Source organism: Nakamurella sp., from assembly GCF_044224575.1.
Classification (GTDB): domain Bacteria; phylum Actinomycetota; class Actinomycetes; order Mycobacteriales; family Nakamurellaceae; genus Nakamurella.
The window spans coordinates 296,219-320,138 of sequence record NZ_JBGAKE010000004.1 but is presented as its reverse complement, the minus strand read 5'-3'; the positions used below and the strand labels follow the sequence as shown (position 1 = coordinate 320,138).

Annotated in this window: 15 protein-coding genes and 1 pseudogene; 9 read left to right on the top strand and 7 right to left on the bottom strand. The window is 69.8% G+C overall.

What is annotated here, in order from left to right; genetic code table 11:
* The 5 genes and pseudogenes from ACILSK_RS07135 to ACILSK_RS07115 all read right to left on the bottom strand — a co-directional run.
* A pseudogene (locus ACILSK_RS07135) lies at positions 1 to 329 on the bottom strand (hypothetical protein); the annotation flags it as partial.
* Positions 326 to 1,687 (bottom strand): MFS transporter, encoded by a 1,362-nt coding sequence (locus ACILSK_RS07130; protein ID WP_395726440.1) that lies wholly within the window; start codon positions 1,685 to 1,687, stop codon positions 326 to 328. The pseudogene ACILSK_RS07135 and the gene ACILSK_RS07130, both read right to left, overlap by 4 nt.
* A gap of 9 nt (positions 1,688 to 1,696) precedes the next feature.
* On the bottom strand, positions 1,697 to 2,302 hold the full coding sequence (locus ACILSK_RS07125) for an acyltransferase (protein WP_395726439.1): 606 nt from the start codon (positions 2,300 to 2,302) through the stop codon (positions 1,697 to 1,699).
* Positions 2,303 to 2,725: 423 nt separating this feature from the next.
* Positions 2,726 to 4,681 carry an Ig-like domain-containing protein gene (locus ACILSK_RS07120; protein WP_395726438.1) on the bottom strand — a complete coding sequence of 652 codons (1,956 nt, stop codon included), beginning with the start codon at positions 4,679 to 4,681 and terminating at the stop codon, positions 2,726 to 2,728.
* A gap of 564 nt (positions 4,682 to 5,245) precedes the next feature.
* Positions 5,246 to 6,562 carry a UDP-glucose dehydrogenase family protein gene (locus ACILSK_RS07115; protein WP_395726437.1) on the bottom strand — a complete coding sequence of 439 codons (1,317 nt, stop codon included), beginning with the start codon at positions 6,560 to 6,562 and terminating at the stop codon, positions 5,246 to 5,248.
* A gap of 266 nt (positions 6,563 to 6,828) precedes the next feature.
* Between ACILSK_RS07115 and ACILSK_RS07110 the strand changes: the two genes are divergently transcribed.
* Positions 6,829 to 7,713: a hypothetical protein gene (locus ACILSK_RS07110; protein ID WP_395726436.1), complete on the top strand. Its 885-nt coding sequence runs from the start codon at positions 6,829 to 6,831 to the stop codon at positions 7,711 to 7,713.
* Positions 7,714 to 7,799: 86 nt separating this feature from the next.
* Here the strand turns inward: ACILSK_RS07110 and ppc are convergent, their stop codons facing one another.
* A complete protein-coding gene (gene ppc, locus ACILSK_RS07105) occupies positions 7,800 to 10,649 on the bottom strand; it encodes a phosphoenolpyruvate carboxylase (RefSeq protein ID WP_395726435.1) in 2,850 nt (949 codons plus the stop codon).
* 527 nt (positions 10,650 to 11,176) lie between these two features.
* Here ppc and ACILSK_RS07100 point away from each other — a divergent pair.
* The 8 genes from ACILSK_RS07100 (at position 11,177) to ACILSK_RS07065 (ending at position 22,232) form a co-directional block, all read left to right on the top strand.
* Entirely contained in the window at positions 11,177 to 11,524 is a 348-nt protein-coding gene (locus ACILSK_RS07100; protein ID WP_395726434.1) for a hypothetical protein, read from the top strand.
* Positions 11,525 to 11,526: 2 nt separating this feature from the next.
* Complete coding sequence (locus tag ACILSK_RS07095; RefSeq protein ID WP_395726433.1) at positions 11,527 to 12,816, top strand: DUF1972 domain-containing protein; 1,290 nt, start codon at positions 11,527 to 11,529, stop codon at positions 12,814 to 12,816.
* A 77-nt stretch (positions 12,817 to 12,893) separates the two neighbouring features.
* Positions 12,894 to 13,775: a CDP-alcohol phosphatidyltransferase family protein gene (locus ACILSK_RS07090; RefSeq protein WP_395726432.1), complete on the top strand. Its 882-nt coding sequence runs from the start codon at positions 12,894 to 12,896 to the stop codon at positions 13,773 to 13,775.
* Positions 13,772 to 14,557, top strand: a complete 786-nt coding sequence (locus tag ACILSK_RS07085; RefSeq protein ID WP_395726431.1) for a hypothetical protein — start codon at positions 13,772 to 13,774, stop codon at positions 14,555 to 14,557. Before ACILSK_RS07090 ends, ACILSK_RS07085 begins: the two co-directional genes overlap by 4 nt.
* 58 nt (positions 14,558 to 14,615) lie before the next feature.
* A complete protein-coding gene (locus ACILSK_RS07080) occupies positions 14,616 to 19,226 on the top strand; it encodes a PKD domain-containing protein (RefSeq protein ID WP_395726430.1) in 4,611 nt (1,536 codons plus the stop codon).
* Between the two features lie 10 nt (positions 19,227 to 19,236).
* Positions 19,237 to 20,565, top strand: coding sequence for a hypothetical protein (locus ACILSK_RS07075; protein WP_395726429.1), 1,329 nt, complete (start codon positions 19,237 to 19,239; stop codon positions 20,563 to 20,565).
* Positions 20,540 to 21,049 (top strand): hypothetical protein, encoded by a 510-nt coding sequence (locus ACILSK_RS07070; RefSeq protein ID WP_395726428.1) that lies wholly within the window; start codon positions 20,540 to 20,542, stop codon positions 21,047 to 21,049. The genes ACILSK_RS07075 and ACILSK_RS07070 overlap by 26 nt, the downstream gene beginning before the upstream one ends.
* A 37-nt stretch (positions 21,050 to 21,086) precedes the next feature.
* A complete protein-coding gene (locus ACILSK_RS07065) occupies positions 21,087 to 22,232 on the top strand; it encodes a glycosyltransferase family 4 protein (protein ID WP_395726427.1) in 1,146 nt (381 codons plus the stop codon).
* A 45-nt stretch (positions 22,233 to 22,277) separates the two neighbouring features.
* On the opposite strand, the gene ACILSK_RS07060 is transcribed toward ACILSK_RS07065, so the two are convergent.
* The gene (locus ACILSK_RS07060) at positions 22,278 to 23,756 is read right to left on the bottom strand and encodes a polysaccharide biosynthesis tyrosine autokinase (protein ID WP_395726426.1); all 1,479 of its coding nucleotides are present in this window, start codon (positions 23,754 to 23,756) and stop codon (positions 22,278 to 22,280) included.
* Positions 23,757 to 23,920 lie beyond the last annotated feature (164 nt).

Here is a 23,920-nt window from a genome sequence, read left to right as displayed (position 1 = left end):
ATGCCGCGCTCGGCGGTGATGCAGACCCCGTTCACCGCGGTGGCGTACACACGCTCGCAGGAGGAGTCCAGCACCACCCGCGCGCCCGAGGGGTCGGCGAGCGCCACCACGGCAAGCTTGCCGTAGGTCGGGCCGAGCGCGGTGGATCGGAAGACCACGTGGTCGGTGGCCAGCATGGAGTTCAGGTCGGTGGCCTGCTCGACGACGGGGGCATTCGAGGCCTGGGCGTCGGCGGAGGACCGCTGATAGGTGAAGTAGCCGATGGCGGCCCCGATCGCCAGCACGATCACGACGACCAGCACGATCATTCGGCTGCGGGTCAGCGTCACGCGGACTCACCGACCGGGATGGGGGAACGCTCCGAACGGATGTGCAGCAACCAACCGGCCAGCGGGATCGCCAGCGCCAGTCCGATGCCCATCACCAGCATGGCGATCTGCAGGCTGCCGAACTGCCAGAGCAGACCGAAGCCGAGCGAAGCGACGAACCGGAACATGGCGACGACGGTCTGCGCGGCGCTGATTCCGCTGGCTCGGCTGGCGGCCGGCACCAGCCGGCTCGCCAGCGCGGACATGACGCCGTCGGTCGCCGCGTAGAACGTGCCGAGCAGCAGCAGGACGATCAGGACGCCGGTCAGGCCGCCCAGGTCGAAGCCGGCGATCAGGTAGCAGAGCAGCAGCAGGACGTATCCGCCGACGAAGACCTTGCCGCGACCGATGCGGTCGGCCAGCTTGCCCATCGGTACGGCCAGCATCAGGTAGGCGAAGTTGGTGCCCACGAACAGCAGCGGGAAGTAGGCCGCGGAGATGTCGCCGGTGTTCTCCAGCGCCAGGTACAGGAAACCGTCGCCGATGGTGACCAGCGACAGCACCGCGGCGGCGATCAGCAGGCGGCGCAGGCCCGGATTGGCCAGGTCGCTCCAGCGAGGACCCGCCGGGGGAGCGGGCGCCTCAGCGGCCTCATTGGACTCGGCGGCTTCGGCGGGCGCGTCAACGGCTTCTGCCGACTTCGTCGACGTGGCGGAGTGTGTTCGCAGGTCCGGCACCGCCAGCGCCAAGACCGCGACGCCGACGACGGCAAAGGCAAACGACCAGACGAACACCGTCTGGTATCCGCCCAGCCCGATCGGGAACATCGCGAGGATGGCGAAGGCCATCAACGGTCCGATCAGCGCACCGGCGGTATCCATGGCCCGGTGCACGCCGAAATTGCGACCCAGGTGCGCAGGGTCCGAGGCCGTGGCGATCAGCGCGTCGCGCGGCCCGGTCCGCAGACCCTTACCCAGCCGGTCGACGGCCACCACCGAGGTGATGGCCCAGAACCCGCTCACGAACAGCAGACCGAGCCGGGTGACGGCGGACAATCCGTAGCCGGCGAAGGCGACCCACTTGGGCCGATCGGACCGGTCGGCCCAGCGCCCGCCGGCGATCCGGACGAACGCGCTGATCCCCTGATAGATGCCGTCGATGAACCCGAACGCCAACGGTCCAAGTCCGACGACGACGGTGATGTAGATCGGCAGAATCGCCGCGACCGACTCCGAGGAGATGTCGGTGAGCAGGCTGACCACGCCCAGGCCCAGGACGGTGCCGGGAACCTTGGATCGGACCGAACCGGCGCCGGAGGTGCCAGCACCGTTCGTTGCTTTCGCCTCGCCCTTGGGGGTGCCGCGCAGCGTGATGTACACGGGGTGGCCTCAGGCTTCCGCGCTCGGGTCGCCGGCGAACAATGCGATCGACGATCCGGACTCGGCGTAAGCGCGGCCGCAATCGGTGCAGCGCAGCCCGGCCGGTAGCCGTTCGCCGCAGACGCAGGCCCACCCGATCCGGCGGGCCGGGTTGCCGACCATGAACGAGTGTGCGGCGACGTCCCTAGTGACGACGGAGCCAGCACCGACGAATGCGTGCTCGCCGACCGTGCTCCCGCAGACCACCACCGTGCCGGCGCCGAGGGTCGCGCCCTTCCGGATGAAGGTCGGCAGCAGGGCGTCGCCGCCGCGCTTGATGTGCGCACGTGGCTTCATATCGTTGGTGAAGATGACACCCGGGCCGAGGAAGACGTCGTCCTCGACGGTGACGCCCTCGAAGATCATCACCTGGTTCTTGACCGTGACCCGATCGCCGACCACCGCGCCGCCCTCGACGAACGCCCCGTCACAGATGTTGCAGTCGACACCGACCCGAGCGCCCGGCAGGACGTGCGCGAACGCCCATACCCGCGTGCCGGCCCCCACCGACTCGCTTTCGCACAACCCATGCGGGTGCACGAACACGCCCTCCGGCGCGACGCGACTATGCTCCATGTCCCCCAGGTCCTCTCGTCCCCCGACGCAGCGGTCCGGCAGCTTCGCTCCGCTTTCGCGCGAGGCGGGGCGACGACCCCCGCCATTCGCCCCCTGGCACTATAGCTACAGTGAGTGGCTATTTGGAACTGGCCCGCCCCCATTAGGGCTAATCGACTGACTTCGACGAGGCCAGAGCGACAATCCGTATCTGTTCGACTACTCGGTTGGCCTCACCAAGGCGTGGCCTACTGTGGCTTGTCACACGATCGGGCAATCGGCGCTCGCGAACTTCATCCGATGGCCTTCGTTTCGACGGGTTCTCGACGACCTGTGCCCGCGAAGTACGTCCATCGGATGAAGTTTCGCCGCCGCTGCTCACTCCTGAGCCCGGGACGGCTCACCCCGACCTCCATATCGACGCGCGACGCTCGACCTGGCCTCCTACTGGATCGTCGAGTTGGTGAAGGTCGGGCTGCCGCTGCCGATGTAGAAGATGCCGGGGTAGGTCTCGAAGTGGGGGTTGTTGGGTTGACCGTTGGCCGCGTAGGTGTTGAGCCGGCTGGTCGAGGCGTCGATGATCAGGTGACCGGTCTTGTCGTTGCTGACGTAGAAGATCGAGCTGCCGCCGGCCTTGGCGGTGTTGCGTTCGATGAGGCTGCCGGCGATTTTCAGGTCGTAGGAGGTGCCGTCGGTGTAGATGGCCCCGCCGCTGCCGCCGCCCGGGGTGCCGGACCAGGCGGGGTTGGCGCAGCAGCCGATCGCGTTGTTGTAGCTGATCAGGGTGTTGAGCACGGTGATCGGCGTGCGCAGCCCGCTGATCGCGCCGCCGTTGGAGCAGTTGTTCCCCTGCCCGCTGGACCCGCCAAAGGTGCTGTTCACGATGTAGACCGGGTCCTGATTCCGAGCGGCGTACGAACTGTCCAGGTCGTTCGGAGTCGCGGAATGCTGAGCGAGCACCCGGACGGCGGCCCCACCCAGGTCGGGGCCGTTGGCGGCGCAGGTGTTCCGGACGAACACCGAGTTGACCACCTTGAGTCGGCCGCCCAGGGCGAAGATCGCGCCGCCGCCGTTCGATCCCTGGTTGGTATCGCCGGGCGAGACATAGGTCGAGTTGGTGGCATTGCCGTCGGCGAGGGTCATGTTCTGCACGGTCACCTGCGGGTAGGTCGGCGCGTAGAGGCAGTTCCCGGAGACCTTGCCCAACGTGGTGTCGCAGGTGTCGATATAGAGGATCCGGTTGGTGTTGCCGCCGGACAGGGTGACCTTGCCGCCGCCGTCGATGACCAGCCGTTGCGTGCTGTTCAGCACCTTCAGGGTTTGCGTCAGCGTGATCGTGATCGGGTTCGCGCCGCAGTTGAAGGTGATCACGCCACCGGCTGCGACCGCCGCGACGACCGCTGCTGAGGTGCAACTCGCCGCCGTGCCGTCCCCGACGACACGGTCCGGCGCACTGACGTTCTCCAGCCCGGCGCCGACCGGGATCGTCGCCGTGCCCGACGGGTTCCCGGGAGTGAACGTGCCGCCGCCGGTTGCATTGGTGACGGTGACCGCGATGGCGGTGGACGTGGTGGTGTTGCCCGCGGCGTCCCGGGCGACCGCGCGGACGGTGTGCGAACCATTTGCGACGGTGGTGGAGTCCCACACCGCGTTGTATGGCGCGGAGGCGTCGGCCGCCCCGATATTGACTCCATCGGCCTGGAACTGGACGCTGCTCACGCCCACGTTGTCGGCGGCATTGGCGGCAACGGTGACCGCGCCGGAAACGGACGCCCCGGCGGCGGGCGCGGTGAGGGCGACGGTGGGTGCGGTGGTGTCGGCCGGTGGGGTCCCCGCGGATGCCGGCACCTCGATGAGGGCAAGGTTCCACCGGTCTGCGGTGGGCGCCGTGGCATTGATGGTGACCGCGTTCAGCGTGGTGCCGGCGTTCGGGGCGGCTTGCCGTTGGACCCAGAAAGACTTGCCCGACGGCAGGAACTCATCGACCTTGGTCTGGCCCGTCCCTATGGTGCGGGCAGCTGCTCGATCCCAGTCGTTGCCGACGGCCCACACCCACGAGCCGGCCTTCGTTGGGGTCAGCTGCGCGCTCGGGGCGGTCGCGCGGCCCGACGCTGCGAGGGTGGCCCCGGCGACGCCGACGTCCGCGCCGGCGAAAGCGGTGACCACCATCGAACCGACGTAGGAGCCGCTGCTCCGTGTCGCCGTCACGACCAGGTTGCTCACCACCGTCGGAGCGACGGCCTGCCAGATCTCGCTGGTGCCGCGCTGGGCATTGGATCGCTGCCGAAGGGTCCAGGTCAGCCCGCCGCCGGTGACCGAGGAGAACGTCTGCCGGGTGTATCGGCTCCCGTCGGAGCTGATGAAAGCGAGGATGACATCACCGGCCTGGGTGGTCGTCAACCCCGGCGAACTGATGCTCGTGGACGCTGCCGCCTGATGGGTCACTACCTGGCGATCGACCGCCAGCGCCGGTGCCGCTGACGCCGCGGACGGAGGCAACGCCACCAGCGTTGTCCACGCCAACGACAACACCAACAGGAGCGCGGAACTCCCGCGGACTGCTCGCGTCGATCGGACCGCTCCGGCACGAAGCATCATGCTGAATCCACATCCCCTGGTGTCGTGTGTTCGACGGAATGTAGCCGACGCCAAAACTCGAACGGGTGACAAGATCCTCGCAGCGAAGCCACGGCCGATCTGGGGGGCTTGACTACTCAGGAATTGCGAGAAATCTGTGACTCATCGTCATGTTCGCGTGTGCCCTGGGTGGGGAGTCCTGTCGGACGGGTGAATTGTGGCCGCTTGTATGACCTCAAGCACACGCGCCGATGCATCAGCTGACAGCGACCCGACGGTAGACCTGAAGGAGGTGTTTGGAATCGCCAATGAAGTAGGGCGGTCGCTGGCCTCTATGGGAACGGCTCATCTGCGCGGGACGACCCCGGTCCCGCACGTCGCCACCCGTCAGCGGCGGCCGAGCGCCCGGTACTGCCAGCCGGCGGCTCGCCAGGCCTCACGGTCGAGTGCGTTGCGCCCGTCCAGGATCCGCTTTCCTCGAACGATGGTGCCGAACTCCGCCGGGTTGAGCCACCGGTATTCGTCCCATTCGGTCAGCACCATGACCAGGTCGGCGCCCGTGGCCGCGGCCTGGGGGGATTCGGCGTACTCGAGATCCGGCCAGGCCTTCTGTGCGTTGGCGACGGCCTGCGGGTCGGTGACCACGACGGAGGCGCCCTGTAGCTTCATCTGCGCGGCGACGTTGAGCGCGGGGGAGTCCCGAATGTCATCGCTGTTGGGCTTGAACGCCAGTCCGAGCACCGCAATCCGGCGTCCGACGATCGACCCACCGAAGAACTCGCGGGCGAGGTCGACCATCCGGACCCGCCGCCGCATGTTGATGGAGTCGATCTCTCGCAGGAAGGCCAGCGCCTGGTCGGCCCCGAGTTCGCCGGCCCTGGCCATGAAGGCGCGAATGTCCTTCGGCAGGCAGCCGCCGCCGAAGCCGAGGCCGGCGTTGAGGAACCGGCGGCCGATCCGTGGGTCGTGGCCGATCGCATCCGCGAGTTTGGTGACGTCGGCGCCGCTTGCCTCGCACACCTCGGCCATCGCGTTGATGAAGGAGATCTTGGTGGCCAGGAAAGAGTTCGCCGCGGCCTTGACCAGTTCGGCGGTGGCGTAGTCGGTGACCACCAGCGGAGTCCCTCCGGCCAGGGCGTTCTCGTAGACCTCGTCCAGCAGCGCCTTGGCCGTCTCGCCCGCTTCTCCGTCCGGCAGCCCGTACACGATTCGGTCGGGGTGCAGGGTGTCCTGGACGGCCAGACCCTCCCGCAGGAACTCCGGGTTCCAGGCGAGCATCGCGGTCGGTTGCGCATCGGTGACGATGTCCGCGAGGCGCGTCGCGGTGCCGACCGGCACGGTCGACTTGCCGACGACTATTGCACCTGGCGACAGGTGCGGGGCGAGGGCGTTGACGGCCGCATCCACATATGCGAGGTCGGCGGCGTACTCATTTCGCTTCTGCGGGGTGCCGACGCACACGAAGTGCACCGTCCGTCCCGCGGCCTCCGAGATGTCCGAGCTGAACCGGAGCCGGTTCGACTTGAGCGCCTCGGCCAGCAGTTCTGGGAAACCTGGTTCGAAGAATGGCGGGATCCCATTGTTGAGCTGCTCGACCTTGCCGGCATCGACGTCGATGCCGAGCACGTCGTGGCCCAGCGTGGCCATGCAGGCGGCGTGTACCGCTCCCAGGTACCCGCACCCGATGACCGTCATGGTCGTCATGTCCTGCAACCCCCGTCGCGCAACGCGATGATCAATCGAACGGCGCAACGCCGCATACTGATAGTGCCATGAAGCACGGCACCTGCCCACCACTCGTTCGGTGCTCACTCTTTTGATGAACCCGCTCTCATTGCTATGACCGAACGTGTGCATTCGACTCGTGGCTCGAGCGGCTGATTCGGTCCGGATGAACTGGAACAGGGCTTCCGTGCAATTGCTCGCCCGTCCCAGCGGGTTCGCGAGAAGCCGTCGGCTAGCCTTCCTGCATGTTCGCGCCAATACGGTTGGTCAAGGGTCGGTGGCCGGGTGTCATCACCAAGCCTCTTGGTCGGTTCGTGTGGGCCGACCCGAGATCGATCGTGGACCCGGAGGTGTCGGCGGACGAGTTCAAGGTGGCGATGTCGGCCATCCACGTGGGCGGCACGATCAAGATCACCGGGAAGGACCGGCATCCCCAGGCGGACGCGCTGCTGACCGACAATCTGGACCTGGGTGATGCCCTGATCGTCGACATCGGTGCCTCCGACGGTTCGACCTCGGTCGATCTGATCGAGAAGATCGGCGATTTCCGGGCCTTCGTCATCGCCGACCTCTTCTTCACCATCAAGGCGCGGCGGGCGCTGGGTCATACCCTGTTCTTCGACGAGCAGGGCGAGTGCATTCTCGTCGTCGGCAACTGGCTGCTCGCGTGGCCGAGCCAGTCGAGGGTGGTCCGCGCCCTGTACCGGCCGCTGATCGCGCGCGCGATGCGCTCTCCGTCGCCGGCGTCGGATGTCCTGCTGCTCAACCCCCGGGTGCGCCGGCGGATGGCGGAGGACCCGCGGGTGTCGTATCGCGTGCATGACGTCTTCACCACCTGGACCGGTGACTCGCCGAACGTCATCAAGGTGGCCAACCTGTTGCGCCGGCTCTATTTCAGTGATGCCGACATCAGCCGGGCGCTGGCCGCGATCCATGACAGCCTCGCCGATGGCGGGCACTTCCTCATCGTGGACAACCCGCGCATCAAGGACATGCCGCCCCGCGGCGGGCTCTACCGGAAGTCGGCATCCGGGTTCACGGCGGTGGCCTGCACGGAGAACATCCCGGAGATCGACGACCTGATCCGGCAGCTGCAGGCCGCCGACCGCGACAGCGCGCCACCCGGCTGACGGCGCCGGGCCCGGCGTCAGCAGCCGGCCGGCGCCCGGGTCGGCCGGCTCGACGCCGTCGCCGGTCCTGCGGGCCGACCGCGGCGTCAGCCGGTGTTGCGCATGCCGGCGGCGACCCCGTTGATGGTGAGGAGCATGGCGCGGCGCAGCTCCGGGTCGATGTCGTCGTCGCCGAGTGAGCGGATGCGGTTGAGCAGGTCGACCTGCAGGTAGGAGATCGGGGCGAGGTAGGGCTCGCGCACGCCGAGGGTGCGCTTGAGCTCGGGTTCGGCGTCGAGCAGTTCGGTTTCACCGGTGACCCGGAGGACCTCGGCCACGGTCAGCTCATGTTCGGCGCGGATGACGTCGAACAGGTGCTTGAGCGAGTCGGGGACGAGTGCGTCGACGTAGAGCGCGGCGATTTCCATGTCGGTCTTGGCCAGGGTCATCTCCACGTTGGAGATGAAGGTGCGGAAGAAGTGCCACTTGGCGTGCATCAGCCTCAGCACGGATTCCCCACCGGCTTCGCGGGCGGCGCGCAGGCCCGAGCCGACGCCGAACCAGCCGGGCACGATCTGCCGGGACTGGGTCCAGCCGAACACCCACGGGATGGCCCGCAGCCCGGCGATGCCGCCGCCCGAGTCGGGCCGCCGCGCGGGCCGGGAACCGATGTTGAGGGATCCGAGCTGCTCCACCGGCGTCGACGCCAGGAAGTAGGCGGGCAGGTCGGGGTCGTCGATCAGTGCGACGTAGGCGGCGAAGGCGGCGTCGCTGACCTTCTCCATCCACTGGTCCCAGTCCCGCAGCTCGTCCGGCGTCTGCCGGGACTCGGTGTGCAGGGTGGTCGCCCGCAGCGTCGCGGCGACGGTCAGTTCGAGGTTCTCCTTGGCCAGGTCGGGCATCCCGTACTTGCCGCTGATCACTTCGCCTTGCTCGGTGAACTTGATCGCGCCGGTGATCACCCCGTACGGCTGGGCCAGGATCGAGTCGTAGGTGGGGCCACCGCCGCGGCCGACGGTGCCGCCGCGGCCGTGGAACAGGGTCAGCGACACGCCGTGCCGGGCGGCCAGGTCGCGCAGCAGTCGTTCGGTCTTGTGGATCTCCCACTGGCTGGTGGTGATGCCGGACTGCTTGTTGGAGTCCGAGTAGCCGAGCATGACCTCCTGCACGTTGCCGCGCAGCCGGACGATCTCCCGGTACGTCGGGTCGGACAGCAACTCGTCCACCACCTGGGCGGACTTGCGCAGCTCCTCCACCGTCTCCAGCAACGGCGCGAACCCGATGGCGGCGAACGGTCCCCGGTCCGGGTCGCCGGGCGTGCCGTAGACGTCGATCAGGCCGGCCTCCCGGGCCAGCACGGCGGCGGCCAGGATGTCGTCGGCGCCCATCGTCATCGAGGTGATGTAGCTGACGATCACCTCCGGCCCATAGGTGGCCTGGGCTTTCTTGATCTCGTCGAACACTGAGAAGGTCTTCAGTGCGGCGGCGTCCAGCGGCGCGGGCAGGGTCGTCAGGGGTCGGTGGGAGGTCAGTTCGCGCGAGAGCAGCCGTAGCCGCTCCGGCCGGCTGAGCGTGGCGTACGGCACGTACAGCTCGCCGAGCCGATCGAACAGTTGCGCCAGCACCGCGTGGTGCGCCTCGGAGTGTTCCCGGATGTCCATGTAGGCCACGGTCAGCCCGCTGACGGCGAGGGTGCGCTGCACGGTGGCGAGCATGCCGTCGGCGGCCAGTGCGCCGCCGTTGGCCAGCAGCGACCGGCGCACCACGGCGAGGTCGGCGAGCAGTTCGTCGCGGCGGCAGTAGTCCCGTCCGGGTTCGTGCGGCCGTTCGTCGGCGACCCGGGCCCGGGTGTTGATCAGTTTGGCCTTGACGCAGGTCAGCTTGAGCCGGATCGGCTCGTCCTTGTTCAGTTCCTTGACCCGCGGGTCGAGCAGCGGCAGGTGGGTCAGGTCGACCTGGATGGAGGCGAGCAGCTCCTCGGAGGCGCCGGCGATGACGGTGGAACTGGACAGGGCGAGCAGCAGTTCGTCGATCTTGGCGATGGCGATGCCGATGGCCGAGTGGCTCTGCAGGGCCAGTACCTCGCGGGTGACGGCCGCGGTCACGTTGGGGTTGCCGTCCCGGTCGCCGCCGATCCAGCTGCCCAGCAGCAGCGGGGTCGCCTCCGGGGACAGGTCGACGCCGTGCTCGGCCATCGCCGTCGCCAGATCGTCGGTCAGCGCCGGAATGGTCTGACCGACGATCGAATCCAGATAGAACAGCGCATTGCGGGCCTCGTCGACCGGGGTCGGCCGGAACTGTCGGATCTCATCGGTCTGCCAGAGCAGGTCGATGATCTCGGCCAGCTTGCGATCCTGCCGGGCCCGGGCGGCCGAGCCGGCCGGCGTCTGGACGACCAGGATGTCGGCCAGCGCCTGCAGTTTGAGCAGCACCGACCGGCGGCTCGCCTCGGTCGGGTGCGCGGTGAACACCGGCTGCACCTCCAGGGCGTCGACCGCCGCCCGCAGCGCGTCGGTGCCCAGCGTCTGCACGATCTCGTCGACCACTGCGGCCAGTGCGCCCTCGCCGACCTGCCGCGCGCGCAACTCTCGCACCCGATCGACCTGCTCGGCCCCGTTCGCCAGCTGGAAGTAGGTGGCGAAGGCCCGGACCAGCTCGGTGGCCACGCCGATCGGCAGCGCGGCCAGCTTCGCCCGCACCTGGGCGGTCGCGGCATCGCGTGCCGCCGGGTCGACCGCTTCCTGCGCCTGTTTGGTCAGCCGCCGGACGTCCTCCACCAGATCCAGTAGATCCGGGCCCTGCTGTCGGACCAGGGTCTGACCCAGCAGGGCGCCCACCCGGCGAACGTCGGCGCGGAGCGCGGCATCGCGGTCGGAACCGGCACCGCCATTGGAACCGGCCGGTCCGGAGGACAGCGGCGAGTCCTGCTGACCGATCAGGTCGGAGGTCTGCGTCATGCCATGAATCCTCGCGCACGGTCGTAACAGCCATGTGACACGGTCCGCGACCGCCTCGGGCCCGGCACCTGACAGCACCGGCTGGACCGGGCAGGGTGGGGCGTTCACTCGATCGAGCGATCTTCGCGCACGAGCGGTGAATCCGCGTGATTGCGCTCCTGCTTTCGGGTCACTTGACCAGTGGTATCAAGCGAAGGGCGAGCGCCTCATGACAGCACGTAGTGATGAGTGACCGGGGGGTTCCGATCGAGGGTTCGAACTGGCCCCGAACGGGGGAATTTCACGGCCAATCGGCCGCGGGATGCGCGTCCAGTTCACCTAGTGTTAGATTGTCGGTACTCCGAATGGATCGGTTGGGGGATCCGGAGTACAGCAATCGGCGAGCATTCGCTACAGACGGTCAGGGGTACCTCGGGCCGCGCTCCGACGAGGGGGAGTACATGATGCGGGGGGTCAATCGGCCCACGCCATGGCAGCACAGTCCGCAGGACCGTTCGGGGGTTCGGTCTGCAGGACATGCCGGCGGGGTGGCGGTACGGGCCGCGGCGATCGTCGCCGCCATGGGCCTCAGCGCGCTGGCGGCGGCAGCACCCGCCGCGGCACAGGTAGCGACCGGGCAATCCGCCACGGCCGTCAGCGTCGCGCAATCGGATCCGATGGCCTTCGGGCTCGGCCCGGCCGGCCTGTTCTGGCTGCTCGCCGGCGTCCTTGCGCTGGTCCTCGGTCTCGTGCTGGCCACCCGCCGGGTTCGCGGTCCGGCCGACGGTGGCGTTCCGGCCGGCCGTTCCGCCGGGTTCGGGTCCACCGTCACGTCCGAGTCCACGTCCAGGTCCACGTCAACCAGTCACGATCGAGCGGGCGGTGCCGAGAAATGATCATGAGGTCCAAGCAGGCCCGGCCGCTGCGCATCGCCCTGGTCGGCACCCGTGGGGTCCCGGCCCGGTACGGCGGCTTCGAGACCTGCGTCGAAGAGGTCGGCTCGCGGTTGGCGCAGCGCGGCCACGACGTCGTCGTCTACTGCCGGCGACTGGGGGGCGACCGGTCCGCGGAACTGGCCACCTACAAGGGCATGTCGCTGGTCCACCACGGCGCGATGAAGAAGCGGTCGCTGGAAACGCTGAGCCATACCGCGCTCTCGGTGCAGCACCTTGTCCGGCATCGGACCGACGCCGCCGTGGTCTTCAACGCCGGCAACGCCCCGTTCCTGCCGGCCCTGCGGGCGGCCCGGATCCCGGTCGCCACCCATGTGGACGGCCTGGAATGGAAACGGGACAAATGGGCGGGCGCCGGTCGCCGCTACTACCTGATGGCCGAGCGGATGGCCGTCAAGTGGTCGGACGCCCTGATCTCCGATGCGGTGGGCATCCAGGACTACTACCTCGACAAGTTCGGCAAGCCGACCGATCTCATCACCTACGGCGCGCCGATCCTGGACGCCGCGGGGGACCACCGGCTGGCCGAACTCGGGCTCACCTCCGGCGGCTACCACCTCGTCGTCGCCCGGTTCGAGCCGGAGAACCACGTCGACATGATCGTGGAGGGGTACTCGGCCAGCAACGCCGAACTCCCGCTGATCGTGGTGGGTTCCGCGCCGTACGCCGACGCCTACACCCAGCGTGTGCACTCGCTGGCCGACGGCCGGGTCACCTTCCTCGGTGGCGTCTGGGACCAGGAACTGCTGGACCAGCTGTACGCCAACGCTTTCACCTACCTGCACGGGCACTCGGTGGGCGGGACCAACCCGTCCCTGCTGCGTGCGCTGGGCGCGTCGGCCGCCACCACCGCCTTCGACGTCAACTTCAACCGTGAGGTGCTCGGGGCGGCGGGGCGGTACTTCCACACCGCGGCCGACGTCCGAACCCAGGTGGAGGACTCGGAATCCGACGTCGCGCTGACCGTCGAACTGGGCACGCTGGCCCGGATCCAGGCCAAGCGCTACGACTGGGACGAGGTCACCGACCGCTACGAGGAACTGTGCCTGCGGCTCGCCGGACGGGACCGGGCGTTGTCCGGCGCCGGCCACCGCGCGGCGGCAACGGACAACACCGTCGTCGAACTGGCCCCGCTCCCGCCGCGGCCGATCGACTTCCCGGCCGCGGAACAGCTCGTCCCGGCCGATCTCTCGACGTCCGAGTTGATCGCCGCACCGGTCCGCCGGTCGGCCTGACCCGTTCGGGGCGGGTCGTCCCACGGCCGCCCGAACTCACTCCACTGCGTGACCGACCGATAGGACCAGTACTTGCCATGCCCGGAACCGACCAGGTGACCCGCCCGGTGGCCCGCCGGATCACCCCGGAGCGACCGGCCGATGCCGAGACCGTCACCATGAGCTACCGAGAAGCCCTGCACACCCTCAAATCCCGGCAGAAGTCGGGCAAGGGCGCGCCGGCCTACTCCCGTTTCGTCAATCGTCGTCTCGGCCGCTACCTGGCCGCCGCCGCCTACCAGGCCGGGCTCACCCCGAACGCCGTCACCGCGCTGTCCGCGCTGTGCTCGTTCGTCGCCATCGCGCTGCTCGCCGTGCTGGCCCCGTCCATCCCGCTGGCCATCGCGGTGACCGTCGGTCTCGTGCTGGGATACGCGCTGGACTCCGCCGACGGGCAACTGGCGCGGTTGCGGGGCGGCGGATCGCGGTCCGGCGAGTGGCTCGATCACATGGTCGACGCCGTCAAGATCTCCAGCCTGCACCTGGCGGTGCTGATCTTCCTTTTCCGCGCCGACGAGTTGCCCAGCCAGGCCTGGCTTCTCGTGCCGATCGGGTTCACCGTGGTGGCTGCGGTGTCGTTCTTCGGGATGATCCTGAACGACCAGCTGCGCCGGATCAGCGGGTTGGCCTCCGGGCAGGACGCCACTGCGAACCCCGGCCGTTCGGCCTCGAACCTGCGCTCCCTGCTGGTCATCCCGACCGACTACGGCGTGCTGTGCCTGATCTTCGTGCTGCTCGCCTGGCCGACGGCCTTCTTCATCGCCTACACGCTGCTGTTCGCCGGCAGCGCCGGCTACCTGCTGCTCGCCGCCGTCAAGTGGTTCCGCGATATGCGCGCCCTGGACCGCGAGCCGGCGCCGACGACCACCGCACCATCCGCCGCGCCCACTCCGGCCGGCCCGGAAAGGACTTCCCGATGACCGTCCGTCCCGTCCCGCACCGCCGGGGTGCCCGGGTCGCCGCGCTCGGCGGCCTGCTCGCCGCCTGCCTGGCCTTCGGCCTGGCCGCCTGTAGTTCCGGCGACCGGTCCGACCCGGCGCAGGCCGCCTCCGACCAGACGAGCGCCACCTCGCCGCTGGTCCAGACGGTCGATGCGCCGCTCAACGCCGCGCCGACGTCCGGTCAGGACCCGGCCGACGCGACCGGCGCCGAGGCGCCGCCCGAGCCGCTGACCACCGGCACCCCGACCCAGACCCAGATGACGGCGCTGACGGACCTGCCCGATCCGGTTGCGGTGTCCACCGCCGGCCCGATCGCCCCGGCCGGCAACATCGACCAGATCGTGGCGGAGGTGCCGGTCACCACCGCCCCGGCGGTCGGGCTGACCGACCCCGCCGACTTCGGTGGCCAGGTGTCGGCCCGGATCGCCCAGGTCAACGCCGTCCAGGCGACCGCCACCCTGCCCGGGGAGGTCAGCGGGCCGGCCGTCGCGGTCACCGTGGAGATCACCAACTCCTCCGCCCAGGCCATCGGCCTGGACTCGGTGACCGTCACGCTGTCCGACACCGCCGGGAATCCCGCCAGCCCGATCTCCGCGGATCCGTCCGCGCCGCTGTCCGGGGTGCTCGACGCCGGCGCCGCGAAGTCGGGCACCTACGTGTTCACCGTGCCGACCGACCAGCGCAACCCGATCTCCGTCACCGTGACCTATTCCTCGGGTGCGCCGACGCTCGTCTTCACCGGCCAGGTGGCCGGTGGCTGACCACCGATCCGCCGATTCCCTGAGCCCGTCGACCGCTCCCCGTCCCGAAGGAACTCCCATGGACCACCGAGGTTCCCCCCGGTTCGCCACCGTGCCGCCCGGTCCCCGCCGCACGCTCCGGGCGCGGCTACGGGCCTTCGGTTCGGTCGCCACCGTCGTCGCGCTGACCGTCTCCGGCCTGGCCTTCAGCACCCTGGCCGGGCCCGCCGCGTCGGCCGCACCCGGTCCGGTGCAGACCGCCGGCCCCGGCGTCGTCACCGCCGAGGCCCTGCCCACCGCGCAGATCAACGGCGTGGTGTGGTCCCAGGCCGTGGTCGGCAACACGGTGTACGCCGGCGGCAACTTCACCAAGGCCCGGCCGGCGGGCGCCGCGGCCGGGACCCAGGAAGTCGCCCGCACCCACCTGATGTCCTACGACCTGACGACCGGGGTGATGACCAGCTTCGCACCGGTCCTCAACGGGCAGGTCAAGTCGGTCGTCGCCTCGCCCGACGGCACCCGCCTGTACGTCGGTGGTGAATTCACCACCATCAACGGCGGCACCCGGAGCCGGATCGCAGCGTTCGACCTGACCAAGCCGACGCCGGAACTGGTCACCGGCTTCCTGGCCTCGGCCGACTACACGGTCAACGCAGTCGCGGCGACCAACTCGACCGTCTACATCGGCGGTGACTTCAACAACGCGCGCGGGGTTGCTCGCAAGAAGCTGGCGGCGTTCCGGGTGTCCGACGGGTCCCTTCTCGGCTGGGCGCCCACGGCCGACAGCAAGGTCAACGCCCTGCTGATGACCCCGGACCAGTCCAAGGTGGTGATCGGCGGTGCGTTCGCCTACCTGAACGGAGCGGCCGCCTACGGCTCGGCCATGGTCGATGCCGCCACCGGTGCGTCCAAGACCTGGAAGGCCAACAGCCTGATCCGCAACTACGGAACGCAGGCGTCCATCCTCGGGTTGTCCACCGACGGCACCAACATCTACGTCAACGGCTACGTCTGGGTCGGCACCGGCAACCTGGAAGGAGCCTTCGCGGCCAGCCCGGCCGACGGCACGATCAAATGGATCGAGGATTGCCACGGCGACAGCTACGGCACCTACGCACCCGGCAACAACACCGATGTGGTGTACGTGGTCAGCCACGCGCACTACTGCGGCAATGTCGGTGGCCAGCCGCAGACCGATCCGTGGTCGTACCAGCGGGGAATGGCGTTCACCAAGAGCGTTCAGGGCACCCTGACCAACAACGGCGACCGCGTGTACTACGACTTCTCGGGCAACCCGAGCCCCTCGATCGTCTCCTGGTTCCCGTTGATCGCCATGGGCTCGTTCACCGGCCAGTACCAGGGCGCGTGGAACGTCACCGGCAACGATCAGTACGTGGTGATCGGCGGCGAGTTCCCGAGCGTAAACGGCATGAACCAGCAGGGCCTGGCCCGGTTCGCCGTGCAGCCGATCTCGAAGGGCACGAAGCCGGTGTACTCCGGCGCCAACATGGTGCCCACCATCTCGACCACCGGCGCCGGGGCCATCCGTGCCACCCTGACCACCAACTGGGACCGGGACGACTCGTTGCTCAGCTACCAGCTGGTGCGCGACGGCAAGGTCGTCAACACCGGCGCGGCCTCCTCGACGTTCTGGAACCGGGGGAAGGTGACGATCTCCGACAGCGGTCTGACCGCCGGGACGACGTACAAGTACCAGATCGTCACGGTCGACTCGGCCGGCAACACCGCGACCGGCAATCAGGTCAGCTACACCGCGCCCGCCACCGGCGGTGCCTCGGTCGGTGGCTACGCGCAGGTGGTGGGGCAGCAGGGCGCCTCGGCCTACTGGCGGCTCGGCGAGTCCTCCGGAGCGATCTACGACTGGGCCGGCACCAACGACGGCGCCTTGGCGGCCGGAACCACCCGTAACCAGTCCGGCGCGATCAACGGCGACACCAACGCCGCCGTGGCGTTCAACGGCACCGACAGCGGGCGGATGTCCACCAAGACCGCGCTGACCGCCCCGCAGGTCTACTCGGTCGAGGCGTGGTTCAAGACGACCACCACCAGCGGCGGGAAGATCGTCGGCTTCGGATCCTCGAGCACCGGCAACTCCGGCAGCTACGACCGGCAGATCTACATGGACAACAGCGGAAAGCTGATCTTCGGCAACTATGCCGGCGCCAGTAAGACGGTGGCCACCGGCAAGTCCTACAACGACGGTCAGTGGCACCAGGCGGTCGGCACCCTCGGTCCCGACGGCATGACCCTCTACGTGGACGGCGCCAAGATCGCCACCGACCCGACGACCACGTCCGCGGTGTCCTACTCCGGATACTGGCGGCTGGGCGGCGACAACGTCGGCGGCTGGCCCAGCACGCCCGCCAGTGCCAACTTCAACGGCACCATCGACGAGTTCTCGGTGTACCCGCGGGTGCTGACCGATGCGCAGGTGCTGGCCCAGTACCAGGCCTCCGGCCAGGCGCCGAACAGTGTCCCGACGGCCGCGTTCACCACGACCAACACCTTCCTCGCGGTGAACTTCGACGGCAGCACGTCCGCCGACTCCGACGGCACCATCGCGTCGTACTCGTGGAACTTCGGGGACGGCACCGCCGCCGGGACCGGCGCCAAGCCCGCGCACACCTACGCGGCGGCCGGCACCTACTCCGTGGCGCTGACGGTCACCGACAACTTCGGGGCCACCAACACGGTGACCAAACCGGTGACCGTGGCGGCCAACAAGTCCCCGTCCGCGGCGTTCACGGTCACCGTGAACAACCTGGACCTGACGGTCGACGGCAGCACCTCCGCCGATCCCGACGGCACCATCGCGTCCTACAGCTGGGACTACGGTGACGGCACCACCGCCACCGGGGCCAAGCCGGCCACCAAGACGTACGCCACCGCGGGCACCCGCACCGTCAAGCTGACCGTCACCGACAACGCCGGCGCGACCAACGTGGTCACCCAGCAGGTCACCGCGACCAACCCGCCGGTCAACAAGGTCCCGGTGGCCTCGTTCACCACGACGCCGACCGACCTGACGGTGGCGGTGAACGGTACGGCGTCGGCCGATCCCGACGGCACCATCGCCTCCTACGCCTGGGACTTCGGGGACTCCTCGACGGGCACGGGGGTCACCGCGTCGCGCACCTACGCGGCGGCCGGCACCTACACGGTCAAGCTGACCGTCACCGACGACAAGGGCGCGACCGGCAGCACCACCAAGACGGTCACCGTGACCGCCCCGCCGGCCCCGAACCAGCCGCCGGTGGCCGCGTTCACCGCGACGCCGACCAACCTGAGCGTGGCCTTCAACGGCTCGACCTCCAAGGACACGGACGGCAGCATCGCGTCCTACGCCTGGGACTTCGGGGACAACTCGACCGGCACCGGGGTCAGCCCGACCCATGCCTTCGCGGCGGCCGGCACCTACACCGTCAAGCTCACCGTCACCGACAACAAGGGCGCGACCGGGGTCGTCAGCAACGACGTCGCCGTGTCGGCGGCGCCGCCGACGAACAAGGCCCCGGTGGCGGCGTTCACCTCGACCGTCAACGGGATGGCGGCCACGGTCAACGGGTCGGGGTCCGCGGACCCGGACGGCACCGTCGCGTCGTACGCCTGGGACTTCGGGGACAACTCGACCGGCACCGGCGCCACCGCGTCGCACACCTTTGCCGCGGCCGGCACGTACCAGGTGACGCTCACCGTCACCGACAACCAGGGCGCGACCAACTCGGTCCAGAAGCCGGTGACCATCGCCCAGGGGGCGAACCAGCTCCCGACGGCGAAGTTCACCTCGACGGTGAACAACCTGGCGGTCGGCTTCGACGGGTCGGGGTCGACGGACCCGGACGGCACCGTCGCGTCCTACGCCTGGGACTTCGGCGACACCTCGACCGGCACCGGCGCCAACCCGTCGCACACCTACGCGGCGGCCGGCACCTACCAGGTCAAGCTGTCCGTCACCGACAACGCGGGTGGCGTCAGCTCGGTCACCAACCCGGTGACCGTCGCGGCAGCCCCGCCGGCCGCCTTCGCCTCCGACGAGTTCGGCCGGACCGTGGCCGCGGGCTGGAGCACCGCCGACCAGGGCGGCGCCTGGACCCTCGGCGGGTCGACCAGCAACTTCTCGGTCGGCGGCGGCACGGGCGTCATCAAGCTCGCCGCGGCCGGCGCGGGACCGTGGGCCGCTCTCAACGGTGTCTCGCAGAGCAACGTCGACACCACGGTGGACGTGGCCTTGGACAAGGCACCGGCGGGCGGTCCGGTCTACTTCTCCCTGGCCGAACGGCGGACCCTGGACGGAGCCGGCAAGGTCAACGACTACCGGCTCAAGCTCGTGGTCAACACCAACAGCACCGTCACCGCGCAGCTGACGAAGGTGGTCGGCGGCACGGAGACGGCGGTGGGCAGCGCGACCACGATCTCCGGGTTGACCTACAACGCCGGCGACACCCTGCGGCTGCGGCTTCAGGTCTCCGGAACGGGGACCACCGCGGTGAAGGGCAAGGTGTGGAAGGTCGGCAGCGCCGAGCCGACGACCTGGCTCACCGGGACCGACAGCACCGCTGCGTTGCAGGTCGCCGGGGGCGTCGCCCTCCTGCCCTACCTGTCCGGGGCGGCGACCAACGCCACCGTGGCGGTCAGCATCGACAACCTGACCGTCCAGGCGATCCAGTAGGCATCGCCCGATGGACAATGCGGTAGTGAACGACCGGGCCGGCGCGAGCCGGACCGGTCGGGCCGGCTCCGGCGAGCCGGGCGGCCGGTCCGCGCTGCGTGCCCTGCTGGCCCGGTTCGCCGTGCTCGGCGGGATCGCGGCGCAGATGTCGCAGGCCCTGGGCAGCCTGCTGCTCCAGGTGCTGGCCGCCCGCCTGCTCGGCGCCGACGGGCTCGGCGCCTTCGCGGTGCTCTTCGGGCTGATCGTGATGGCCACCGCGGTGTGCACCGGCTTCGTCGGTGATTCGCTGACCGTGCTGGACCGGCAGCGTCCAGACATCCGTTCGGCCCTGCAGACGTGGCTGCTGGTGGTGGCGTCGGGCGGAGCCCTGGTTGCGGTCGCGGTCGCCGTGCTCGGCGGCTTTCTCGACCCGGTCGGGGCGGTGTTGTTCGGTGCGGCCACGGCGGTCTTCCTCGTGGAGGATGCGCTGCGCCGGCTGCTGATGGCCGACCTGCGGTTCTGGCGGATCGTGGCGGTCGATCTGGTGGCCCTGGGCGGGTCGCTGATCACCCTGCTCGTGGTGGCGGCGTCCGGTGGCACCATCGGGCTCGGCACGTTGATGCTGAGCCTGCTCATCGGCCAGCTCGTGGCCTCGGGGGTGGCCGTGGCGCTGCTCCCGGCGGGCGAGCGCTGGTTGGCGCCGCCGGTTCGCGGGGCGATCCGGACGGTCGCCGGCTACGGATCGTGGCGCGCCGCGCAGCAGTTCCTCCGGCCCGGCATGCTCACCGCTGTGCGGCTGCTCGTCGTCGGCCTGGCCGGCCTGGCCGCCATGGGCACCCTGGAGGCGGCCCGCATCTACACCGCGCCGCTGCTGCTGGTGGTCGCCGGGGCGACGTCGTTCCTCTTCGCGTCGTACGCCTCCAGCCAGGCCGAACCGCGGGCGTTGCTGCGGCGCGCGGACCGCAGCGTGCTCGCCCTGTTCGGCGGGACCGCCCTGCTGTCGGCCGTCGCGGTGCTCGCCATGGGTGTCGCCGCCCCCCTGCTCATCGGGGACTCGATCCAGTTGTCCGCGGTCTCCGTGGCGGGGTGGTGCGCCTACTCTGTCGCCGTGGCCGCGGTGGCGCCCTACGGGGCGCTCGCCGCGGTGCGGCGTCAGCAGGCGGCCGTGGTCGGGCTTCGAGTGATCGAATTGGTGCTGTCCCTGGTCGCGGTGACCGTGCTGTTGGCCGTCGGGGCAGGAAGCGAGTACGTCCCGCTGGTGCTGGCCGGTTGCACGGTGGCCGGGGGAGTGGCGGTGCGTCAACTATTGCTGGTGCGAGGCACGGAGGTCACCGATGGTGCGAGGCAGACGGATTCGTAGCGCGGCGCCGGCGCTGGCCGTCGGCGGGCTCATCATCCTGATCGCCGGCTGCTCGGCGGCCGGGACCCCGTCGGTGGCGGCACCACCGGTCACGGTCACCGCCACCGCGACCACCACCACCACCGTGCGGACCACCTCGACGGTGACCGCCACCGTCACCCAGACGCCGACCAGCACGGCCGCCCCGGTGACCCTGGTGGTACCGACCTTCCAGGACCCGTCGACCTACGAGTGCTCGGACGCCAATTCGGAGTGGTGCTGGGCGCTGGACCTGACCACCACCGGACCCTGCCCGAACGGGGTCTACGTCTCGCTCGAGGTGCACAAGAACGACGACCCGGCCGTCGTGACCACCCTGGAGACGACGTCGGCCCCGATCACCGATCCGCTGGGCGGCAAGGTCTCCGTCCAGCTCAGCACGTCCGGTCTCACCGCCGCGGGCGACACGTTGAAGGCGAAGGTGAAGGAGTCGCGCTGCGCGTGACGGCGCACGTCCCGACCCGGTAGGGCAGGATCGGCGCGTGCCGGCCCGACAGTCCCCACCGCCCCCGCCCGACGACCGCGGGACCGTGCTGGTCGTCCACTCGTCCGACGAGATGTACGGCGCGGACCGAATCCTGCTCGAAGTCGTCGGCGCCCTGCGCGACCTGGCCGGGCTGCGGGTGCAGGTGTGGTTGCCGGCCGGGGTCGGTGACGGGACGCTGACCGCCGAGCTGACGCGCCGCGGATTCGCCGTCGAGCATCATCCGCTGCCGATCCTGCGCCGGGCCAACCTGTCCGCCCGCGGGCTGGCCGAGCTGGCCCGGGTCGGCTGGGTGACCGGACGGTTGCTCCGCCGCCGCCGGTTCGGTGCCGTCTACCTGATGACCAGTGCCTGCCTGCCGGTCGCGCCGCTGGCTCGGCTGGCCGGCACCCGGCACGTCCTGGTGCACCTGCAGGAGATGTGGTCCGGCGTCGACCGGATGGTGCTCCGCGGCCTGGCGACGTTCTGCACCGCGGTCATCGCGATCTCGACGCCGGTCGCGCAGGCCAGCGGGTTGCGCCGGTGGCCACCGGTGGACGTCGTGGAGAACGGCGTGAGCCTGCCGGCCGAGACCTGTGAGGCGGTGCCGATCTCGGGGCCGCGACCCCGATACCTGGTGGCCAGCCGATGGAACACGTGGAAAGGCCACGAGACCCTGCTGCGCGCCTGGGACCTCGCCGGCTGCCCGGGCACGTTGGTGGTGCTCGGTGCCCCCCCGCCGGTCGGCGCCGGCGTCGACGTTCGTGCGCTGGCCAACGATCTCGTCGCTCATCCGGAAACCGTCGACGTCGTCGGCCAGGTCGAATCGATCGGGCCGTACCTGGCTGCCGCCGACGTGCTCGTCCTGCCGTCGGATCAACCCGAACCGTTCGGGCTGGTGATCATCGAGGCATTCGGGCGGAGCCGGCCGGCCATCGCCAGCCGCGGCGGCGGCCCGCTGCACATCATCACCGACGGGGTGGACGGCTGGTTCTTCGATCTCGGGTCGGCGCCGGCCCTGGCCGGCCTGCTGCGGCAGCTCGACCCGGCCGCCCTGCGCCGAGCGGGGGAGCGCGCCCGGCAGACCTATCTCGACCGGTACACCCCGGAGAGCTACCGACGCCGAATCGCCGCCACCGTGCGGAACCGGTGGCGGCGAGCGTAGATCTTCTGGTAGCGGCCGGCTTTCGGCCGGCGGGACCGCTACGGGTCAGGTGTCGGCGTGCCGGCTGGCCCCGACGAGTGGCTCGCCGGAATCGGTTGACGGCGGTGTCGCCGCCCCGGCGGGCGTCGGTTGCGGTCGTGTGGAGGTCACGGCCGTCCCGGCGTCCAGGGTGAGCGCGCCGGCCGCCTGGTAGCCGTAGGTCTTCAGGCCGGAGCCGTTCGGGCCCTTCGTCGGCACCTTGGACAGCACGACGCCCACCACCGGGGCGTCGATCGTCTCCAGATCGCTCAGGCTCCGCTGCAGCTCGCGACGCTTGAGCTGACCCATCCCGACGACCATCACCACGGATGCGACGCGGCGGGATATCACCGCGCTGTCGGTGACGGGCAACAGCGGTGCGCCGTCGATGACCACGATGTCGAAGCGGCTGCTCAGCTCGTCCAGCAGTTCGCCCATGGCCGGGCTGCCCAGCAGCTCGGACGGGTTGGGCGGCAGCTCGCCGCTCATCAACACCTGCAGGTTGGGCCCCCACGGTTGCAGGGCCGAGTCGACGTCGACCGCGCCGATCAGCACCGTCGTCAGGCCGACGCCGCCCTCCAGATCGGTGTAGCGGCCCACGCCCGGCCGGCGCAGATCACCGTCCACCAGGCAGACCCGGGACCCGTCCGCGGCCAGGGACATGGCGAGGTTGATCGCAGTGGACGACTTGCCCTCACCGGGCACCGACGAGGTGATCAGCACCGTGCGGCCCCGACCGGCCGTCACCGCGAACTGCAGGTTGGTACGCAGCTGACGATAGGCCTCGGCCAGCGAACCGTTCGGGTCCGCCTTGACCACCAGCGGACGTGACTTGGCCTGGGAGTCGAAGGGGATCCGGCCCAACACCGGTGACACGGTGACCGCGACGACGTCCCGTTCGGACTTGAGCCGGGTGTCGGCGAGCTCGCGGACGGCCATCAGCAGGAAGCCGACCACCGTACCGGCCAGCAGGCCCAGACCCAGGTTGATCATCGCCCGGGGCGAGATCGGAACGCCGGGAACGGCTGCTTCCTGGACGACCGTCACCGCGACGGCGGCGCTGCCGTCGGCCCGAGCCGGCTCGATACCCGTGGCGATCTTCGGGAACGAGGTGGCGATGGCGGTGGCCACCTCGGCGGCGTAGTCGGGGGAGGGGTCGGTCACGGAGATGTCGATGAGCACCGTGTCGGTCGGCACCGTCGCAGTGACCTTGCCGGCCAGCGCGCCCGGCGTGGTATTGAACCGGTCGGCGATCGGACCGAGCACCAGTTCGCTGTCGATCAACTGGACGTAGGACTTCACCCGGTTCTGGGCGAAGCTCGACCCGGAGGCGAGCTCACCGGTGGAGTTCACCTCGTTCGGGGCCACGAAGATCTCCGCCGTGGCCTTGTAGAGGGGTGTTGCGGTCATGGTCAGGGCGAGGCCGGCAAGGACCCCGAGCACCATCGATGCCGCGAGCCACTTCCAGCGCTTGCGCAGCACGCGAAGGTAGTCGTTGAACTTCATCGGACCTCCCACTTCCCCCAGAGCGACCCGGCGCAGCGCGGCCGGCGAGCTCGAATGTCCAGTTCGTCGAGGAACCCCGGCATCGTCCCGGGCCCTGGTGACATCGCGACGTGCGCGGGGCGCACCCGTCCCGTAGCAGAGACGTCCATGGCTTCCCCTCGTCA

What these genes read in the sequence shown, in the direction of transcription:
- ACILSK_RS07125 (WP_395726439.1), bottom strand. Translation starts at nt 2,302, where the DNA reads ATGGAGCATAGTCGCGTCGCGCCGGAGGGCGTGTTCGTGCACCCGCAT.
- ACILSK_RS07115 (WP_395726437.1), bottom strand. Translation starts at nt 6,562, where the DNA reads ATGACGACCATGACGGTCATCGGGTGCGGGTACCTGGGAGCGGTACAC.
- ACILSK_RS07110 (WP_395726436.1), top strand. Translation starts at nt 6,829, where the DNA reads ATGTTCGCGCCAATACGGTTGGTCAAGGGTCGGTGGCCGGGTGTCATC.
- ppc (WP_395726435.1), bottom strand. Translation starts at nt 10,649, where the DNA reads ATGACGCAGACCTCCGACCTGATCGGTCAGCAGGACTCGCCGCTGTCC.
- ACILSK_RS07095 (WP_395726433.1), top strand. Translation starts at nt 11,527, where the DNA reads ATGAGGTCCAAGCAGGCCCGGCCGCTGCGCATCGCCCTGGTCGGCACC.
- ACILSK_RS07090 (WP_395726432.1), top strand. Translation starts at nt 12,894, where the DNA reads ATGCCCGGAACCGACCAGGTGACCCGCCCGGTGGCCCGCCGGATCACC.
- ACILSK_RS07085 (WP_395726431.1), top strand. Translation starts at nt 13,772, where the DNA reads ATGACCGTCCGTCCCGTCCCGCACCGCCGGGGTGCCCGGGTCGCCGCG.
- ACILSK_RS07080 (WP_395726430.1), top strand. Translation starts at nt 14,616, where the DNA reads ATGGACCACCGAGGTTCCCCCCGGTTCGCCACCGTGCCGCCCGGTCCC.
- ACILSK_RS07075 (WP_395726429.1), top strand. Translation starts at nt 19,237, where the DNA reads ATGGACAATGCGGTAGTGAACGACCGGGCCGGCGCGAGCCGGACCGGT.
- ACILSK_RS07070 (WP_395726428.1), top strand. Translation starts at nt 20,540, where the DNA reads ATGGTGCGAGGCAGACGGATTCGTAGCGCGGCGCCGGCGCTGGCCGTC.
- ACILSK_RS07060 (WP_395726426.1), bottom strand. Translation starts at nt 23,756, where the DNA reads ATGAAGTTCAACGACTACCTTCGCGTGCTGCGCAAGCGCTGGAAGTGG.